Genomic DNA, 18,600 nt, shown 5'->3' on the forward strand with positions numbered 1-18,600 from the left:
GGTACGTCCGAAACGGCCGGAGGGGTTTCTTCAAGGCGTGAACTCCCGTACGGCGAAAGGACTTTCTCGACTTCACCTCTTGACGGCCGGAGTGACAGAGAGCACATTGGCCGCTGGTGAAGGTCAGATAGACGTCGTGGGTGCCGGTGACGCTGCTGATGTTCGCCGGGGTGGTCTTCCAGCTCTGCCAGCCCCCGGTGTTGGCGAGCGAGAAGCTGCCGATGGGTGAGCTGGTACGGCTGTCGAGACGCACCTCGACCAGTCCGCTGACCCCGCCCGCCGCGCCGCTCGCGACCCGGGCATAGAACTGCTTGGCGGCTGTGGAGCCGAAGTTGACACCCTTGTAGAGCGCCCAGTCGCCATTTGCCAGCGAGCCGATGTTCTGCCCGCCGCCGGTGTCCGAGGTGCTCTCGGTGCTGGTGCCCGACTGGCTGTCGTACGACTCGGCCTGGACGGCGCTGTAGGCGTCGCGGTTGCCGGTCGGCGGAGGTGTGGTACCGCTCCCACTGGACTGCAGCACCTGCACGTAGTCGACGACCAGCGGGTGGCCGGGCTCGGTGCCGCTGTCGGGGCCGCCGCCGAAGGCGTCGGGGAAGCCGCCGCCCATTGCCACGTTCAGGATGACGAAGTAGCCGTGGTTGGTGGCGTTCGCCCAGGTCGTGGCGTCGACCTGATTTGCCTTCACCGTATGGAAGTTGACGCCGTCGAGGTAGAAGCGGACCTCCTCGGGGCTCGTCGAGCGGTCCCACTCCATCGCGTAGGTGTGGAAGCCGGCCTGACATGTCGTGCCCGCGCAGGACGTCGAATTGCCGATGCCGGAGGTCTCGTTGCAGGGGCCGCCCGGGTTGGTGCCGCAGTGGACGGTCGACCAGTCGGTGTTGAGGCCCTGGACGTTCTCCATGATGTCCAGCTCGCCGACGCCCGGCCAGTTCTGGTAGTTGCCGCGGTAGGGCGCGCCCAGCATCCAGAACGCGGGCCAGTAGCCCTTCGCGGCGGCGCCGGTCACGTTCGGCATCTGCAGCCGGGACTCGACGCGCAGTTTTCCGCCGGCCGGTGGCTGGAAGTCGGTCCGGTTGGTCTCGATGCGGCCCGACGTCCAGTGGCCGGAGGAGTCGCGCAGCGGGGTGATCCGGAGGTTTCCGTTGCCGTCGAGCGAGACGTTGTTCGTGCTGGAGGTCATCGTCTCGACCTCGCCGGTGCCCCAGTTGGCGGCGCCGCCGGGATAGCTGGTGCCCGTGTCGTACTGCCAGTTGGCGGTGTTGACGCCGGAGCCGGCGGCCCCGTTGAAGTCGTCGACGAAGACCTGGGACCAGCCGGACGGGGGCGTGGGCGCGGACGCGTTCGCGGGGAGGGTGGCCGCCGTCGCCGCGGCCGCGGCCAGGCTCAGGGTGCCGACGACGGCGACGAGTACGCGCCGCAGGGGGCCACGTCTGGCTGGTGATCCGGAGGGTTCACTCATGGGTGCCTCTTCGGGTACGGAGTGGGGGTGCGCGGGTGATTTTGAGAGCGCTCTCATCGCAGCTGCGCGGCCAATGTGCTCTCTGTCACTCCGGTCGTCAAGAGATAAAGCCGAGAAAGTCCTTTCGCTGTAGTGGAGTTCAGGTGGTGAAGGTGGGGCGGTCTCTGCTGGGAATGCCACTTCGGTGACACTTGGTCCTGATCTGCGGCGCTTTCCATGGAGATGTTCTTTGCGGCTGTGCCTGCTCCCCGGGTGAAGTTCCGGGACCGGGCAGGTCGGATCACCGGCCTCTCCTTTCTCTCGATCGGCCGATCGCATTCAGTCGGCGATCACATTCGATCAGGGAGGAGAAAAAACCAATTAACGGTCACGGGACTGCTCATCCGGGCCCGTAAGGTGTCCCGCCTCCACGTCATTCGGAGGACCTGATGTCACCTTCTCCTTCTTCTCCTTCCGGAGAAAACACGGGCTTTGTCCTGCCCAAGTCATTTCACGATGTGCTGAGAGCGACCGACAAAGTCATCGTCGACCGACACGCGGGAATTGCATTTCCGCGGCGCTCGCGAAAGGCGCGCATTCCCGCCCTGGTGTTCGTCCGGGAGGCCGTGGACGACGCCTCGGCGCCGGAGGCCGATCCCGGCCTCGCGGACCTGCTCACCTTCTACCGTCAGAGGTTGCTGCGGTCGGCGACGGGAGAGTCGGGGCACATTCCCAGTCTTGTGCCGCACGCGATCGTGGACGAGGCACGGCTGCCCGCCCCGCCCGAGGAATGCGCGGTCACCGGCAATGAGCATGTCATGCTGCTCCGTCACGTGGCTCGGCAGTTCCGTTCGACCATGCCGGACGGTGCCGGAAAACTGCGGCGCACCGAGTTCGACATCTGCCTCTCGGTCCTGCAGGCCGAGTTGCCCGCGGAGGACGCGGACGAGGAACAGCGAGCCATTCGGGACGTCCTGTACGGAAAGTACGCGTGGAATTTGGGGTGGGGAAACGGGGCCGACGCTGTCGGTGACGTGCTCGCGCCCAAGGGATGGGCGGCCGTCCTCAAGGCCGCGGGGGCGCCCCTGGCGTGGCTGTGGAGGCGGTGGTACGGGTTCCGCATCAACCGCGGAGGCCGGATGCAGTGGGTGGGACGGCTGCTGGGGGAGCCCGGGCGGAGCTTCCTCAACGCGGCGGTGGTGCTGCGGGAACGGTCCCGCGACCGGGTGGCCGACGGAGAGGCCACCGTGCCGCGGGACGAGGCGGTGGTGCGCCAGGTCCTGCTGACCGCCCTGCTGCACGATCTGGCCGAGGCGTCCCGACCGGCCCTGCTGAGCCCGAGACGGCCCCGGCGGTCCTGGCCCTTCGTTCTGCTCCTGCCCTCCCTCGGCAGCGAGGGCTCCCTCAGTCGCAAGCTCCTCGACACCTTCGTCGCGGTCGGGCGTGAGGTGCCTGCCTGCCCCGTGCTGGTGCTGGCGGCCGCGACCACGGACATCCCCTCCTACGCCGTCGAGGTTCCCCAGCAGGGCTCGCGCGGCCCCGCACAGGGCATCGGCGCCGTGCTCGCGGCGGCAGCGGCGGGACGGCAGATCGAGGGCGCGTACCTCGTTCCGGTCTCCCGGCATGCCGACGACGGCGCCGCGGCCGACTGGGTGGCGGTGCACCGCAAGGTCCGCTCCCGGCCCAACCGCTGGCGGGACTGGGCACGTCCGGTGGTCGCCGCCCTGGTGGCGACCGTGGTCGCCTCCACCGTCGCCTTCGTGACGACACGGCCGAGCACGCCGGACTCGTGCACGCACGTGGCGACCGGCGAGGTGGTGGGCCTGACCGACGGCACGGACGGCTGCGAGCTCGGACAGGGCCTGTACGCCTCGGAACTGAAGCCCCTGGAGGACGTGCTGCGGCGGCAGAACCAGGAGGTGGACCGTCATGAGCCGTATCGCACCCTCGTGTTCTTCGCTCCGCTCAGCGTGGGCTCCCAGTCCCGGCGCGCCTCGCCGACCGGCATCCAGATGCTGCGCGGCGCACTGCTCGCACAGCAGCAGGTCAACTCGCTGCGGCTGAAGTCCCAGGTGCCGGTCCGGCTGCTGATCGCGAACGCGGGGGAGTACTTCACCTACGGCTCGCACCAGGGGCTCAACCACACCAACCCCAGCACCGTGGATGTCGCCGCGATGATCGTCTCGCGGGCCCGGCGCGACAACATCTCCGCGGTCATCGGGCTCACCCAGAGTCGCCCCGAGTCGTTGCAGGCGGCCATCGAACTGGGTGACGCCGGCATCCCCGTACTCGGCACCGGTGTCTCCGGACAGCCCATGGTCGAGGGCGACTCCCCGGTGTCCTACTTCCAGATCTCGCCGCCGGACGCCTACGTCGCCCGTGGCATGGCGACCTTCGCCAGGTACTCCCCGCGGCTGCGCGCGGTGACCAAGCCGTCCGCCGGTCGGGCGGGGCCGCCGGCCATCGTCGTCTTCGACCCCGACGACCGGTACTTCAGCGCCGACCTGGCCCATCGCTTCGAGGAGGCCTACCGCGGGATGGGGGACACCCACGAGGTTCCCTACACCGAGTCCACCCGCGGGGACCAGTCCCCCGAGGTCGCCGCGAAGGTCTGCACACTGGTCCGCGAGACCGACGGCTTCGTCCTCTTCGCGAGCCGTTCCGGCGTCATGCACGACCTGTTCCACTATCTCCAGGGCGACCGGGGATGCCGTACCCACAAGGGACGTGTGGCGGTGCTCGCCGAGAGTCCCGCCCCGGACCTCATCCTGAACCGTCACCTCATGGCGCAGAAATACAGTGCGCTGACGCTGTTCTACAACCAGTTCAGCAGCCCCGACCCGTCGGGAACCTTCGCCAAAAGCCTCAAAAAGGCGTTCGACAAGAACCCGGACGCGGACGCGGCGGCCGGCTACGACGCCGTCAACATCCTCTTCGGCGCCATGGACGACATCTACGACACGGACCCGGAATTCACCCCCAGCGCGGTCATCACCTACCTGCAGAAGTACGGGGTCCGGGACTACGTCGGCGAATCAGGGATCATCAACCTGGGGCACGGCCTGAAATTCCCGCCGGGCAAGGAGTTCCACGTCCGGGAGATCACGCCGGAGAGTGTCATCAGGACGGACCTGACGTGCGGAGCGGTCTCCGTCCGCATGGCTCCCGTCACCCATTGGGGGCCCGGCGGGCGGTTCCCCTGCCCTTCCGACGACTGAGCCGTGTCCCGTGAATGAGCGCCGAGTGGCACGGTGAGCGCAGTGCCGAAGCAGCGTGGGCCCGGTCCTGGCGGGACGGGCTCAGGCTGCGGCATCCTCCTGCGGCCCGGACACGAGGCCGGAATGTGCGGGCAGCATCGGAAGGCAACTGCAGGGCTACAGGGCGCTGCCCGCCTTCCAGTCCGCCCAGGACAGGTTCCAGCCGTTGAGGCCGTTGGCCGGGTCCACGGTCCTCTCACCCGAGTTCTTCACGACGACCACGTCACCGAGCATCGAGCTCTTGTAGAACTTGTAGCCCGCCACGGAACTGTCGCTCGCGCCCTTCGCATCGTGCAGGCCCACACAGCCGTGGCTGGCGTTGGTGTGGCCGAACACTGAAGTGGAGGCCCAGTAGTTGCCGTGCACGAAGGTGCCGGAGGTGGTCAGGCGCTGGGCGTGCGGGACGTCCTTGATGTCGTACTCGTCGCCCAGACCGACCGTCGAGGACTCCATGCGGGTCTGCTTGAACCGCTCGCTGATCACCATGATCCCGGACCAGGTGGTGTGGTCGGAGTCGCCGCCGGTGACGGGGTAGGTCGCATAGGTGGCGCCGTCCCGCTGCACCGTCATCGTCTTCGCCGCCAGGTCGACCGTGCTGATCTGCGAGCGGCCGATGTGGAACGTGACGTCCTTGGACTGCGTGCCGTACACGCCGTCCGCGCCCTCGACGTCCTTGAGGCGCAGGCTCAGCGTGACCTTCGTGCCCGCGGCCCAGTACTCCTCGGGCCGGAAGTCCAGCCGGGTGTCGCTGAACCAGTGGCCGACGACCTCGACCGCGGGCTCGGCCGTCACCGTGATCGCCTTCTGTACGGCGACCCGGTCCTTGACGGCCTCGGTGAAGTTGATCGACACCGGCATGCCCACGCCGGAGGTGGAGCCCGCCTCCGGCGTGAAGTAGCCGACGAAGGTCTCCCCGGGCGACTTGGTGGTGAAGGTCGTGCTCTCCTCGTCGGCCCCCTGTGTCTGCGCCGTGACCGTGTACTTCGTGCCCGAGTACGGGTTCCGGGTGGAAGTCCACCTCGTCCGCGCCTCGTTGAGGGAACCGGCGAGGGTGGATCCGTCGTTGCCGGTGACCTTCACGGCCGACAGCGTGCCGTCGGCCACGGTGACCTCGACCGGGCTGGTGAAGGCGGCCTTCTTCGTGCCGTCGGCGGGAGAGACGGTGAGCGTGGGCGCCTTCGTCTGCGCGGCCTTCGCACCGGCCGATTTGCCCGTACCCGTGGTCGTGCCCTTCCCCTCGGAGGCGTCCGCCGAAGCGCTGCAACCGGTCAGGGCGGCCGCCGGCAGGACGCCGAGCGCGGCGAGGATCCCACGCCGCGACCACGCCGGCCGCTCGGACCGGTTCGATATCTGAGGGACGCCCACGGCACGCCTTTCTTCGGTGATCACCACTGTTGGTGCATCGTGCGCCACTTGTCTGGGTCGACCCTTTGAATCCGGGGGCCGCTGTCTGAGATTCCGGTGAGGACGGGGTGCGAGAGGCGGGGTCGGGCGTCTGTCTCGTACGGGGCCCTGTTCGATCACGTGTCGGACACGGGTCCCTTCGCGCGGGCGGCGGTGGGGGAGTCTGCGGACATGGCGATGCGCGGGGGATGCGTGCTGCAGGGCTGTCTGGTCGTGCTGGGCGGTGCCCTGGCTCTGGTGCTGGGCGGGATGGTGTGGCTCGGCACGGCCTCGGGGCGCGACGAGGGCAAGGCGCGCGACAGCATGAAGCGGTCCGTGGACGCGGCGAGGATCCGGCTGACGCAGGCGGCCGCGGACGGGACACTCCTCGGCACCGAGATCGACCGGGCCCTCTCGCCCCTGAACAGGTCGAACGCGCAGGTCCGCCGAACGGGACAACAGGTCACGGTGACCCAGCAGTTCAGGGGGCTCGGGCCGGGGCTCATGGCCGCCACCGAGGTCAGCGGCTGCTACCGTTTCGACATCGAGCCGCCGTCCGTCACGGCCCATGAGATCTCTGAGAAGGTCTGCCGCGACCGGCCGATTCTCCCCTACCGGCCCACCGCGGACGTCGCCGCCGACGTCGTCACGGAGCTGCGCTCGGCCCTGTCCGCCGGCGATCTCATGGCTGCGCAGAACGCCGAGGTCTGGCGGACCTACGGCATCAACGTCGCGGGCCAGGAGACCAAGGGCGAGCAACTGGTCGTACTGGCAATGCTGTTGGGGAAGCCCGGCGCCCCGCTGGAGCGGGACTGCTACGAGTTCCGTGTGCGGGAGCATCCACGCAGCGTCAGCGCCAGGAAGCTGAAGCCGGACGGCTGCTCCCGCATCGAGCGGGAGCGGGAGGCGCGGGACAAGGCGGACCAGCGCGCCGAACTGGACGCGAGCGCCCGGAAGATCGAGGGGCGGATCGAGCGCGCAGCCGATGACGGCACCCTCTCCGACGCCGAGTTGAAGCGGGCCCTCGCGCTGCCGCGCACCGACTCGATGGGCCTCCCGGCGCCGCGCGATCCGGTCGCCGCAGCGGTCACCACCCGACGCTCGGCCTCCGACGTCGTCGTCCTCGCCAAGGTCAGCGCCCTCGACGAGACCCACTGGAACGACGGCTGCTACGAGTTCCGGGCCCACCTCGCGACACAGTCCGTCACCCACCGGGCGACGGGGACGGACTGCCTCTATCCGGCTCGGTGACCGGTCGGCTGCCGGGGCACGGTGGGTGCCTCCTCACGCAGCCCGAACCGTTCGTGCACCCGCCGCAGGGGTCCTGGCGCCCACCAGGCCCACCTCCCCAGCAGGGTCATCGTCGCGGGCACCAGGAGCATCCGTACGACGGTGGCGTCGATCAGCACCGCCAGAGTCAGACCGAGGCCGATCTGGAGGATCGCGGAGAAACCGCCGGTCATGAAGGCGCCGAAGACGACGGCGAGGAGCAGCGCGGCGCAGGTCACCACGCGTCCGGAGCGGCGCAGGCCGGTCACCACGGCCTCGCGGTCGTCACCGGTGCGCAGCCGGTGCTCGCGCATCCGGCCGAGGATGAACAGTTCGTAGTCCATGGCGAGTCCGAAGGCGATCGCGATGACGAGAGGCGGCGAGGTCAGGCTCAGCGCGCCCTGTCCCTCGGTGCCCAGCGCCCCGGCGAGGTGCCCGTCCTGGAAGACCCACACCACGGCGCCGAGCGCGGCGCCCAGGCTGAGCAGCGTCGTCACCAGGGTGCGCAGCGGGATCAGCAGCGAACCGGTGAACGCGAACAGCAGCACGAGGACGCCGATCAGGACCGTGAGGGCCGCCCATGGGACGCGGTCGGCGAGCATCGCCCGGAAGTCGACCAGCCGGGCGGCCGGGCCGGTGACCTGGACGGGTTCGCTGCCGCGCAGGTCGCGGACCAGCTGGACGAGATCGGTCGCCGCCTTGCCGTCGACGCTGCCGGACGGCTGGAGGTCGACCCTGGTGCCGCCGTCCGCCAGCGGAGTGGTGCCGGTGGCCTGCGGCAGGGCGAGGATGCGGGCGGCGACCTCCGTGTCGGCGCCCGGCTTCAGGACGACGGTCACCGGTGAGACCCCGGTGCCGGGCGGGAAGTGGGCGTTGACGGTGTCGTACAACTGCCGCGCCTCGGTGCCGGTCTGCAACTGCTTCGCGTCCCCGAGGATGATCCTCATGCCGGTGGCCGGCAGGGCGAGGACCAGCAGGGCGGGCACGACCGCGGCCACGACGACGAGCGGTCGGCGCGCCGAGAAGCGGGCGAGGCGGGCGAACACGCGGCCCTCCTCGCGGCCCGGCCGAGGGCGCGACGGGGCGATCTTCGCGCCGAACCGGGCGAGGAGCGCGGGCAGCAGGGTGAGGGCGGCCAGCATGTCGATGAAGACCACCGCGGCCACCGCCAGGCCCATGCTGCGCAGGAACGTGCTCGGGAACACCAGCAGGCCGGCGAGGCTGACCGCGACGGTGAGCCCGGAGAACATCACCGTCCGCCCGGCCCCGGCGAGCGTGCGCTGCACGGCCTCGACCACATCGTCGGTCTCCCGGCGTTCCTCGCGGAAGCGGACCAGGATCAGCAGCGCGTAGTCGATCGCGAGGCCGAGCCCGAGCATGGTGGTGACCTGGATCGCGTACACGGAGATGTCCGTGACGTGGCTGAAGCCCAACAGTGCGAGGAAAGCGCCCGCGATGCCGCTGACCGCGATCACCAGGGGCAGCCCGGCGGAGCGCAGTCCGCCGAAGACGACGAGCAGCAGTGCGAGCACGACGGGCAGGGAGATGAACTCGGCCTTCTTCACGTCCTCCTGGGCCCGTTCGCCGATCTGCTTGCCGAGCAACGGGCCGCCGCTGACGTGGACTTCGGGGGCCTCGATCTGCCTGATGCGCGCGGCGGCCGCGTCCACGGCCCGCTCCTCCTGATCGTCGGAGAGGCCGCCCGCGAGGGTCACGGGGATGATCAGGGCTCGGCCGTCCTCAGAGGTGAGCCCGCGGGTGGTGAACGGGTCGGGCACGGCCGCGACTCCAGCGATGCCCCGAACGTAGGCGACGGCCCGGGTGACCTGGGAGTGCAGAGCCGGATCGGAGACCGCGGTGCCCTCGACGACGCCGGTGATCGACTCGCCGGTCCGGTCGACGCCGTCGAGGTACTGCGCGGCCCGCTCCGACTCGGTGCCGGGGATGTTCGGCACCTCGTCGGAGAGGCGGCCGAAGACGCCGGTGCCCAGGCCGAAGCCGAGCAGGATGAAGAGCGTCCAGAGACTGATGACGGTGAGCGGGCGACGGGTGGCCGCCCGGGTGATCGTGGCGAGCACGGTCCCTCCCGGCGATGGTCGTGGGTATCGCCTTCAGGTTCGCGGCGCGCGGGTGCTCACCGGATCGCCGGAGGGAGCGGTTTTCCGGGCTCCCTCGCACGAGGGATGTGGGCACCCGGCTCACTCTTCGGAGGGAGGCCGAAGACGCTCAGAGCCCGTGTCACATCCCCGGCCGGGCGCACGACCGGGGATGTGACAGAGGCGCTCAGGGGGCGCCCGGCGTCACAAGGCCCGTCTCGTACGCGCAGATCACGGCCTGGACCCGGTCCCGCAGGCCCAGCTTGCTCAGCACGTTGCTGACATGGGTCTTGACGGTGTGCTCGCTGACGAAGAGCGTGGTCGCGATCTCCGAGTTGGTCAGCCCGCGGGCCAGCATGCGGAGGATCTCCGCCTCTCGCGCGGTGAGGGCGTCCAGGCGCTGCGGCGTGACCCGGGCGGTGGCCTCCTCGCGGCGGCGCCGGACGACGTCCGCGACCAGCCGGCGCGTCACGGCCGGCGCGAGCAGTGAGTCGCCCGCGGCGACGACCCGTACCGCGTGCACCAGGTCGTCACGGCGAACGTCCTTGAGCAGAAAGCCACTTGCCCCGGCGTACAGCGCCTCGTACACGTACTCGTCGAGGTCGAAGGTGGTCAGCATGACGACCCGGCAGCTCGACTGCGCGCACACCTGCCGGGCGGCCTCCAGGCCGTCCGTGCCGGGCATGCGGATGTCGAGCAGCAGCACGTCGGGGGCGTGCCGGTGCACCGCGGCGACGGCCTCGGCGCCGTCACCGGCCTCGGCGACCACCTCGATGTCCTCCTGCGCCGGAAGGACCATGCTGAAGCCGCTGCGGACCAGCTCCTGGTCGTCGGCGACGACCACCCGGATGCTCACCCCAGGGCCGCCTGCCGGTCGGCCGCGGTCGGCAGCCGTACGACGACACGGAAGCCGCCCGCGGGACCCCGGCCGGTGTCGGCGCTGCCCCCGCAGGCCGCGGCCCGCTCCCGGATGCCGATCAGCCCGTGCCCGCCGTCCCGCGACGGCGCATCCGCCGGGCCCCGTCCGTCGTCCGTCACCGTGAGTGTCAACGCGTCCTCCGCCCAGCTCAGTTCCACGGTCGCGGAGGCAGCGTACGCGTGCTTCACGGTGTTCGTGAGGGCCTCCTGCGCGACCCGGTAGACGGCCACCTCGGTGTCCGGATGCAGCGGGCGCGGCTGCCCGGAAGTGCTCAACTCCGTACGCAGGCCCGCGGATTCGCCGACCTGCCGCACCAGGGCGGCGAGCGCGGCGAGGCCCGGCTGCGGCAGCCGAGGCGAACAGTCCTCCCGCCGCTCCTCCTTGAGGACGCCGAGGATTCGCCGCAGCTGAGTCATCGCGTCGCGCCCGGCCCCCGCGATCGCGTCGAACACCGCCTCGGCGCGCGCCGGATCGCTGCGCACGACGACCGGCCCGGCCTCGGCCTGCACCACCATCAGGCTCACCGCATGGGCCAGGATGTCGTGCATGTCCCGGGCTATGCGGGCGCGCTCCTGGGCCAGCGCCCGCGCGGTGTCGGCGGCGCGCTCCCGCTCCAGCCGACGGGCGCGGTCCTCCAGTGCGGCGGTGTAGGCGCGCTGGACCCGGGCGAGCACCCCGAACCCGTACGCGCTGACGATCGTCAGCAGTTGGAAGGCGTACTCGAAGGGCTGGGCGTGCTCCATGACGCTCATGCTCGACGACGCGCCGACCAGCCAGCCGACCAGCATGAGGCGCCGCTGCCAGGGCGGGCAGACCACGGCGACTGTGTAGAGGACGACCAGTCCGCCGTACGCCACGTCCGGCGGCGGCGCGTGATGCACGGCCATGGTGGTCGTGGCCGCCGAGACCGCGCAGGCGCTCCGGAACGGTGCCCGGCGCCGCCACACCAGCGGCACCGCCGTGCCGACGGCGAGCAGGAACCCCTGCCAGGACAACCGGTCGTCCCCCTCGTCGGGGAAGATCCACTGCAGGGACGCGGCGAACAGCACCAGCGCGGCGAGTGCGGTGTCGACGGCGTACGGGTTGGCGGTCCGCAACCGTTCAAGGGCGGGTGTGAACCAGGGCTGAGCGGACATGGGCGGCTCCTCGGGGCAAGGGCCGCTTCAGTATTGCGACCGGTGCACTGTCCCGTCCTCACCGGTGCGAGGGATATCCGGCGCTTGTCGACCGATCCCGGAAAGTGTCAGGTCTCCCTCGCCGGCTGCCAGCCCAGCGCCCGCGATATGCCGCGCGCCGCGAGTCGTACCGCAGGGATCAACGCCGGTACCTGCGCGTCGCGTTCGGGCACCACGACGGAGACCGCCGCGGGCACCGCGCCCCCCGGGCCGCGTACCGGAGCGGCCACCGACAGGGCGTCGTCGGTGACCTGACGGGTACTCACCGCCACGCCCGTGCGGCGTACTTCGGCGAGGACGCGGCGCAGTCGGGCCGGATCGGTGATCGTGTGCGGGGTGAAGGAGGCGAGCGGACGCGCGCAGTAGGCGTCCTGGAGGGCCGGTTCGCCATGAGCGAGGAGGGCGAGGCCCACACCGGTCGCGTGCAGCGGCCAGCGGGCGCCGACGCGGATGTGCACGCCGACCGCGGAGCGCCCGGAGATCCACTCGATGTAGACGACCTCGCAGCCGTCGCGGACCGCCAACTGGACGTTCTCGTGCGTCGCTTCGTACAGGTCCTCCAGGTACGGCAGCGCGATCTGCCGCAGGGCGAGCGCACGCGGGGCGAGCGCGGCGAGCTCCCACAGGCGCAGGCCCACGTGGTAGACGCCGTCCTCGTCCCGCTCCAGGGCGCCCCAGTCGGTGAGCGCGCCGACCAGCCGGTGGGCGGTGGTGAGGGTGAGCCCGGCGCGGCGGCTGATGTCCGTCAGGCTCAGTGCCGGGTGCCCGTGGTCGAAGGCGGCGAGCACGGCGAGCAGTCGGTCGGGTGCGGAGCGCGGTGTCATGGGCGTGGCGCGGTCATGAGGTGAGCCCGGTCTCGGCGACCCGCTGCAGAAGGGCGTGCAGGGTCTCCCGCTCGGCCGGGTCGAGGGGCCCGAGCAGGTCGTTCGTGACGCGCAGCCCGGCCTCGTCGGTGCCCTGGAGGAAGGCCCGGCCGGTGTCGGTCAGCACGACGATGCGGCTGCGCCGGTCGTCCGGGGAGGGGCGGCGCTCGGCGAATTCCAGCTTCTCCAGGTCGTCGACCAGGCCGACGATCGCGCTCGGGTCGTAGCCGAGCCGGGTGCTCAGCTCCCGCTGGAGCGCGCCCTCGCAGCCCGCCAGAAGGCGCAGCAGCGCGTAGTGGCGCAGGCGCAGCCCGGACTCCTGGAGGAACGTGTTGAACAGCTGCCCGGAGCGCAGCCCGAGCCGGTACAGCAGGTAGCCGGTGTCGGCGTGCAGTCCGCGCATCCACGGCTCCTGGGCGTCGATGGCGGCGGCCGGTCCTGCGGCATGGTCCGTGGCGTGCTGCTGACCTGCGATGACGGGCTCCCTGGGCCGGGCCCCGGGCGGGGCGGTTCGTAGCTACGGCATCCAGCATGACGTACGGACGAGTCGGCAACAACTATTGACGTCAACAATTATTGTCCTTAGCTTCGATCTCGTGGTCGTACCGAGTGCGACCGACAGCCGTACCTCCTGCGTGAAGGGATCCCCTCGTGCCCAGCATCGATCTCACCGGCAAGGTCGCCGTCGTCACCGGCAGCGGCCGTGGCCTCGGCCTGGCCTACGCGCACGCCCTGGCCGCCCACGGCGCCTCCGTGGTCGTCAACGACATCGACGAGGCCGTCGCCGAGCAGGCCGTCAAGTCCATCACCGAGGCCGGCGGCCGGGCTGTCGCCGAGGTGGTCGCGGTCGGCACCACCGAGGCTGCGGACCGGCTCGTCTCGCGGGCGGTCGAGGAGTTCGGACGGCTCGACATCCTGGTCACCAACGCGGGCATCCTGCGCGACAAGGTGCTGTGGAAGATGACCGACGAAGACTTCGACGCGGTGATCACCACCCACCTCAAGGGCACCTTCACCTGCGCACGCGCCGCCGCCGTACGGATGCGCGAGCAGGGCGAGGGCGGCAGCCTGATCCTGGTCGGCTCGCCGGCCGGACAGCGCGGGAACTTCGGCCAGACGAACTACGCCGCGGCGAAGGCAGGCATCGCCGCCATGGCCCGTACGTGGTCGATGGAGCTGGGCCGCGCGGGCATCACCGTCAACGCGATCGTGCCGGTCGCCGCCACCGCGATGACCGAGACCATCCCCGCCTTCGCGCCCTACATCGAGGCCATGAAGGGCGGCGCGCCGCTGCCGGACTTCCTCCGCAAGGGCGAGGGCTTCGGCACCGCCGAGGACTGCGCGGCCCTCGTGCCGTTCCTCGCCTCCGAGGCCGCCCGCGGTGTCACCGGCCAGGCCATCGGCATCGGCGGCGACAAGGTGGCACTCTGGTCGCATCCGCAGGAGATCAAGGCGGCGTACGCGGACGGCGGCTGGACCCCGGACACCCTCGCCGATGTCTGGGCCGGCTCCCTCGGCGCCGAGCCGCAGACCGTCGGGATCCCCGCGCCGAAGCTCCCGGAGGCGTGATGGACCCGAACGAACTCGTCGCGATCGACGTCCACACCCATGCGGAGGTCTCCTCCAAGGGTCACGCCTCGCTCGACGACGACCTGCACGACGCCTCCAGCGCCTACTTCAAGGTCGAGGGCAAGCGGAAGCCCACCCTGGAGGAGACGGCCGCCTACTACCGTGAGCGGAAGATGGCCGCCGTGATCTTCACGGTGGACGCCGAGTCCGCCACCGGCACCGAACCCGTCCCCAACGAGGAGGTCGCCGAGGCGGCCGCCGCCAACCCGGACGTCCTCATCCCGTTCGCGTCCATCGACCCCTTCCGCGGCAAGGCGGGGGTCAAGCAGGCCCGCCGCCTGGTCGAGGAGTACGGGGTGAAGGGCTTCAAGTTCCACCCCAGCATCCAGGGGTTCTTCCCCAACGACCGCTCGGTGGCGTACGACCTGTACGAGGTGATCGAGGAGACCGGCACCATCGCGCTGTTCCACACGGGACAGACCGGGATCGGCGCCGGAGTCCCCGGCGGCGGCGGGATCCGGCTGAAGTACTCCAACCCGCTGCACGTCGACGACGTAGCCGCCGACTTCCCCCACCTCAAGATTATTCTGGCGCACCCGTCCTTCCCCTGGCAGGACGAGGCGCTCGCCGTCGCCACGCACAAGCCGGGCGTGCACATCGACCTGTCCGGCTGGTCGCCCAAGTACTTCCCGCCGCAGCTGATCCAGTACGCGAACACGCTGCTCAAGGACAAGGTGCTGTTCGGCTCCGACTACCCGGTCCTCACCCCGGACCGCTGGCTCGCCGACTTCGCCAAGCTGGCCATCAAGGACGAGGTCCGGCCGAAGATCCTCAAGGAGAACGCGGCCCGGCTGCTCGGGCTGTCGAAACCGTAACTCCCCGACTCGCAGAGGGGCGCAACGATGCGCAACGAGGGACTGGGGTCGTGGCCCGCACGCCGGGCCCGCAAGACCCCCCACCGCACCGCCCTGATCCACGGGGACACCGCGGTCAGCTACGCGGAGCTGTACGGGCGCACCACCCGGCTCGCCCACGCCCTGAAGGCCCGCGGCATCCGCCGGGGCGACCGGATCGCCTACCTGGGTCCCAACCACCCCTCGTACCTGGAGACACTGTTCGCGGCGGGCACCCTGGGGGCGGTCTTCGTGCCGCTCAACACCCGGCTCGCCGGGCCCGAGATCGCCTACCAGCTCGCCGACTCGGGAGCCAAAGCCCTCGTCTACGCGCCCGCGTTCGCCGGACTCGTGGCCGGCCTCCCGGGCAGCTCCGATGTGCGTACGTACGTCGAAGTGGGCGCCGAATACGAGGAGTTGACGGCCTCGGCCGCCGACGAGCCGATCGACCAACCCGTCACCGCCGACGACACCTGCATCATCATGTACACCTCGGGGACGACCGGGCGCCCCAAGGGCGCGATGCTCACGCACGGCAACCTCACCTGGAACGCGATCAACGTCCTCGTCGACACCGATCTGATCGCCGACGAACGCGCCCTGGTCTCCGCCCCGTTGTTCCACACGGCCGGGCTGAACATGCTCACCCTGCCCGTGCTGCTCAAGGGCGGCACCTGTGTCCTGGTCGAGGCCTTCGACCCGGCGGCCACCCTCGACCTGATCGAACGGCACCGGATCACCTTCATGTTCGGGGTGCCGACGATGTTCGACCTCGTGGCCCGGCACCCCCGCTGGGCCGACACGGACCTCTCCTCGCTCAGGATCCTCACCTGCGGCGGCTCGCCCGTGCCGACCCCGCTGATCGCCGCCTACCAGGAGCGCGGGCTCACCTTCCTCCAGGGCTACGGCATGACCGAGGCCGCGCCCGGCACGCTCTTCCTGGACGCCGAGCACGCGATCGGCAAGGCGGGCTCCGCGGGGGTGCCGCACTTCTTCACCGACGTGCGCGTGCTGCGGCCCGACCTCACCCCGGCCGACGTCGGGGAGACCGGCGAGGTCGTCGTGCGCGGACCGAACGTCATGCCCGGGTACTGGGGGCTGCCCGACGAGACGTCCGCCGTCTTCGCCGACGGCTGGTTCCGCAGCGGGGACGCCGCCCGCATCGACGAGGACGGCTACGTCTTCATCGTCGACCGCATCAAGGACATGATCATCTCGGGCGGGGAGAACATCTATCCCGCCGAGATCGAGGACCTGCTCCTGGCCCACCCCGACATCGTCGAGTGCGCCGTCATCGGCGTGCGCGACGACAAGTGGGGCGAGGTGCCGCGCGCGGTCGTCGTCGCCCGCGAGGGAGTAGCCCTCGACCCCGACGAGGTACTCGCGTCGCTGGCCGGACGCCTCGCCAAGTACAAGATCCCGAAGTCGGTGGTGGTCGCGGACGAACTGCCGCGCACCGCCTCCGGCAAGCTCCTCAAGTCCCGGGTCCGCACCCGGTACGGCACCACCAACTCTTAGCTAAGGAACGGCACATGGGCATCACCGTCAACGGACTCGACGAGCTGAAGAAGCTCGCCGGCAGCGACCTCGGCACCAGTGAGTGGATCGAGATCACCCAGGAGCGCATCAACACCTTCGCCGACGCCACCGGAGACCACCAGTGGATCCACGTCGACCCGGAGAAGGCCGCCCAGGGCCCCTTCGGCGCACCCATCGCGCACGGCTATCTGACCCTCTCCCTCTTCATCCCGCTCTTCACCGAGCTGCTCGACGTCGAGGGCGTGTCCACGAAGGTCAACTACGGCCTGAACAAGGTGCGCTTCCCCTCCCCGGTGAAGGTCGGCTCACGCATCCGGCTGGTCGCGAAGCTCGCCTCCGTCGAGGACGTGCCGGGCGGGGTGCAGATCGCCGTCGACGGCGCGATAGAGATCGACGGCGGCGCGAAGCCCGCCGCCGTCCTGCAGAGCCTGTCGCGCTTCTACGCCTGAACGGCTGCCTCCGCCGGCCCGCCTACACGGCCCGCACCTGCCCAAAGGCAGGCGCGGGCCCGACACTCCGTCACGCACCCGCCACATCGACGAAGACCGGGTTCGCGTAGAACCACGTGTCGACCCACGGGTCGCCGTTGCCCGGCTCGTGCGGGATCGGGCCGTGCGGGTCGACCGCCGCGCCGAGGTAACCCGCACCATGACGGTTGCCGTCGCTGCCGCGCAGCCGGACGTAGAAGGACTCGTCCCCGGCGACCAGCGGGATGCGCAGGGTGTACGTCCCCTTGCGGCCGCTCACGTCCTGCGTGTGGACGACCCGGGTGTCGGGCGCGCGCCACGTGTCACGGTCGGCCACGGGCCCGCGCACCGCGCCGCGGATCACGTCGACATGGGCCAACTCCGGGAGGATTCCCTGCGGGTTGGGGCGCGAGGCCGTCGTGACGGTCACCGACAGGGTGAGCTTCTCGCCCCTGCGGACCCGCAGCCGGCCGCCCAGGGTCACACCCCTTCCGTGGTCGCAGTCGCGCTTGACCCGGACGTCGAGCCCGTCCAGCAGATGCCCGTGGTCCAGCCAGACCCGGCCGGCACGCAGGCCCGCCATCACCGCGCGATAGCCGTAACGGGACACGCCGACGTGCGTGCGGCTGAACTGGCCGGGCCAGAAGTCGCTGCCCGGCTGCGGGGTGTCGGTGTTCACCGGGTCGGGGAGCTTTCCGGTGGTGTCGAAGTTCTGCCCGGCCGGCCAGTCGCCGTTCTTCCACGTGTCGAAGACGGTGCGGTGGTTGTCGGAGTTGGTGGTGATCGAGAACAGCCGCCCCTCCGCGAGCATCGAGTCCCACAGCCCGCCGACGGTCGCGGTGGCCCAGTCGAAGCCGCCGTAGGTGAGGTACGCGTCCGCCGGGTAGCCGGACCAGGACTGCGCGGACGGCTTGTTCTCGTACTCCCCGCGGATCGAAGTCGCCCCGCGCCAGCCGGGCAGGGCCGCGCCCTGGGCGCCGGGCGCGCCCTCCATGCCGATCATGATTTCGGGGGCCGCGTCCCGCCAGCCCCGCATCTCGTGCGGGGAGTCGATGCCGAGGCGCAGCGGGTGGTTGGCGAGGACCAGGATGTCGTCGACGTATCCCGAACGGCGCTGCTCGGCCAGCCACTTGATGGCCTTGACGGCGTGCGCCTCGTTACGAGCGGTGTCGGCCGCGCCCGCTGAGCCCTCGGTGTAGTTGAGGAGCTTGCCGTCGTAGGCGAGCTCGAACTGCGTGAGCAGGTCGACCTCGTGGGGTCCGGGCGCGGCGAACACCGTGCAGTGCTCGGCGGCCGGGATGTACCACTCCAGGCCCTGGAAGATCAGCTGGCGCGGGTTCTCGGCGCGCGCCTTCAGAATCTCCTGGTGCTCCAGCTTCGCGCCGTAGGCGGCGTGCCCGAAGTTTGAGTGCTCGTTGAACACCATCCAGTCCAGGCCGTACTTCGCGGCCGCGCCGGCCTGCTGCGAGAACGTGTACTTGGCGTCGTGGCTGTAGACGGAGTGCACGTGGTGGTCGCCTACCAGGTAGGCCAGGCGCGGGTCCTCGCCGCCGAAGCCTCGCCGTGGGGAGGCGAGGGCGGGGGTGGCGGCGGATCCGAGTGCGAAGGCGGCGCCGAACAGGCCTGCACGGCGCATGAGTTGGCGTCTCGACACACCCTGGGCGTCGAGCTGGGCGGGGGAGACGGACGGGTCGGCCCAGACGGGCAGCTGCTGCTCGGTCATGTCGTTTCC

The 18,600-nt window shown here is 70.6% G+C and carries 14 protein-coding genes; 6 read left to right on the forward strand and 8 right to left on the reverse strand.

What is annotated here, in order from left to right; translation table 11 throughout:
- Positions 1 to 1,459: glycoside hydrolase family 16 protein (locus ACN6LB_RS40715; RefSeq protein WP_445030277.1), on the reverse strand; the 1,459-nt coding region annotated here is incomplete at its 3' end.
- 587 nt (positions 1,460 to 2,046) lie between these two features.
- Between ACN6LB_RS40715 and ACN6LB_RS40720 the strand changes: the two genes are divergently transcribed.
- The gene (locus ACN6LB_RS40720; protein WP_445030278.1) at positions 2,047 to 4,656 is read left to right on the forward strand and encodes a hypothetical protein; all 2,610 of its coding nucleotides are present in this window, start codon (positions 2,047 to 2,049) and stop codon (positions 4,654 to 4,656) included.
- Between the two features lie 156 nt (positions 4,657 to 4,812).
- Here the strand turns inward: ACN6LB_RS40720 and ACN6LB_RS40725 are convergent, their stop codons facing one another.
- Positions 4,813 to 6,060: a L,D-transpeptidase gene (locus ACN6LB_RS40725; protein WP_445030279.1), complete on the reverse strand. Its 1,248-nt coding sequence runs from the start codon at positions 6,058 to 6,060 to the stop codon at positions 4,813 to 4,815.
- A 210-nt stretch (positions 6,061 to 6,270) separates the two neighbouring features.
- On the opposite strand from ACN6LB_RS40725, the gene ACN6LB_RS40730 reads away from it, so the two are divergent.
- A complete protein-coding gene (locus ACN6LB_RS40730) occupies positions 6,271 to 7,329 on the forward strand; it encodes a hypothetical protein (protein WP_445030280.1) in 1,059 nt (352 codons plus the stop codon).
- Here the strand turns inward: ACN6LB_RS40730 and ACN6LB_RS40735 are convergent.
- From ACN6LB_RS40735 to ACN6LB_RS40755, 5 genes are all read right to left on the reverse strand, one after another.
- Positions 7,314 to 9,425 carry an MMPL family transporter gene (locus ACN6LB_RS40735; protein ID WP_445030281.1) on the reverse strand — a complete coding sequence of 704 codons (2,112 nt, stop codon included), beginning with the start codon at positions 9,423 to 9,425 and terminating at the stop codon, positions 7,314 to 7,316. The two genes, ACN6LB_RS40730 and ACN6LB_RS40735, sit on opposite strands and share 16 nt — an antisense overlap.
- 205 nt (positions 9,426 to 9,630) lie before the next feature.
- Positions 9,631 to 10,299 (reverse strand): response regulator, encoded by a 669-nt coding sequence (locus ACN6LB_RS40740; RefSeq protein ID WP_445030282.1) that lies wholly within the window; start codon positions 10,297 to 10,299, stop codon positions 9,631 to 9,633.
- Positions 10,296 to 11,498 (reverse strand): sensor histidine kinase, encoded by a 1,203-nt coding sequence (locus ACN6LB_RS40745; protein WP_445030283.1) that lies wholly within the window; start codon positions 11,496 to 11,498, stop codon positions 10,296 to 10,298. The genes ACN6LB_RS40740 and ACN6LB_RS40745 overlap by 4 nt, the downstream gene beginning before the upstream one ends.
- A gap of 107 nt (positions 11,499 to 11,605) precedes the next feature.
- A complete protein-coding gene (locus ACN6LB_RS40750; RefSeq protein WP_445030284.1) occupies positions 11,606 to 12,361 on the reverse strand; it encodes an IclR family transcriptional regulator in 756 nt (251 codons plus the stop codon).
- Positions 12,362 to 12,374: 13 nt separating this feature from the next.
- On the reverse strand, positions 12,375 to 12,803 hold the full coding sequence (locus tag ACN6LB_RS40755; protein ID WP_445030285.1) for a MarR family winged helix-turn-helix transcriptional regulator: 429 nt from the start codon (positions 12,801 to 12,803) through the stop codon (positions 12,375 to 12,377).
- A 248-nt stretch (positions 12,804 to 13,051) separates the two neighbouring features.
- Here ACN6LB_RS40755 and ACN6LB_RS40760 point away from each other — a divergent pair, with 248 nt between their 5' ends.
- From ACN6LB_RS40760 to ACN6LB_RS40775, 4 genes are read left to right on the forward strand one after another with little or no spacing between them, the layout of a single operon-like run.
- Positions 13,052 to 13,969, forward strand: a complete 918-nt coding sequence (locus ACN6LB_RS40760) for an SDR family NAD(P)-dependent oxidoreductase (protein WP_445030286.1) — start codon at positions 13,052 to 13,054, stop codon at positions 13,967 to 13,969.
- Positions 13,969 to 14,844 carry an amidohydrolase family protein gene (locus ACN6LB_RS40765; RefSeq protein ID WP_356140426.1) on the forward strand — a complete coding sequence of 292 codons (876 nt, stop codon included), beginning with the start codon at positions 13,969 to 13,971 and terminating at the stop codon, positions 14,842 to 14,844. The genes ACN6LB_RS40760 and ACN6LB_RS40765 overlap by 1 nt, the downstream gene beginning before the upstream one ends.
- Positions 14,845 to 14,871: 27 nt before the next feature.
- On the forward strand, positions 14,872 to 16,380 hold the full coding sequence (menE, locus tag ACN6LB_RS40770) for an o-succinylbenzoate--CoA ligase (RefSeq protein ID WP_445030287.1): 1,509 nt from the start codon (positions 14,872 to 14,874) through the stop codon (positions 16,378 to 16,380).
- Positions 16,381 to 16,394: 14 nt separating this feature from the next.
- Positions 16,395 to 16,850, forward strand: a complete 456-nt coding sequence (locus ACN6LB_RS40775) for a MaoC family dehydratase (protein ID WP_356140424.1) — start codon at positions 16,395 to 16,397, stop codon at positions 16,848 to 16,850.
- 70 nt (positions 16,851 to 16,920) lie between these two features.
- Here ACN6LB_RS40775 and ACN6LB_RS40780 read toward each other — a convergent pair whose 3' ends face one another.
- Positions 16,921 to 18,591 (reverse strand): histidinol-phosphatase, encoded by a 1,671-nt coding sequence (locus ACN6LB_RS40780; protein ID WP_445030288.1) that lies wholly within the window; start codon positions 18,589 to 18,591, stop codon positions 16,921 to 16,923.
- Between the last annotated feature and the right edge of the window lie 9 nt (positions 18,592 to 18,600).

The organism is Streptomyces sp. SAS_270, assembly GCF_052543295.1.

Bases quoted from the DNA above. Each gene is read 5' to 3' on its own strand.
- ACN6LB_RS40750 (WP_445030284.1), bottom strand. From the start codon at position 12,361: ATGACACCGCGCTCCGCACCCGACCGACTGCTCGCCGTGCTCGCCGCC.
- ACN6LB_RS40730 (WP_445030280.1), top strand. From the start codon at position 6,271: ATGGCGATGCGCGGGGGATGCGTGCTGCAGGGCTGTCTGGTCGTGCTG.
- ACN6LB_RS40755 (WP_445030285.1), bottom strand. From the start codon at position 12,803: ATGCGCGGACTGCACGCCGACACCGGCTACCTGCTGTACCGGCTCGGG.
- ACN6LB_RS40745 (WP_445030283.1), bottom strand. From the start codon at position 11,498: ATGTCCGCTCAGCCCTGGTTCACACCCGCCCTTGAACGGTTGCGGACC.
- ACN6LB_RS40780 (WP_445030288.1), bottom strand. From the start codon at position 18,591: ATGACCGAGCAGCAGCTGCCCGTCTGGGCCGACCCGTCCGTCTCCCCC.
- menE (WP_445030287.1), top strand. From the start codon at position 14,872: ATGCGCAACGAGGGACTGGGGTCGTGGCCCGCACGCCGGGCCCGCAAG.
- ACN6LB_RS40765 (WP_356140426.1), top strand. From the start codon at position 13,969: ATGGACCCGAACGAACTCGTCGCGATCGACGTCCACACCCATGCGGAG.
- ACN6LB_RS40775 (WP_356140424.1), top strand. From the start codon at position 16,395: ATGGGCATCACCGTCAACGGACTCGACGAGCTGAAGAAGCTCGCCGGC.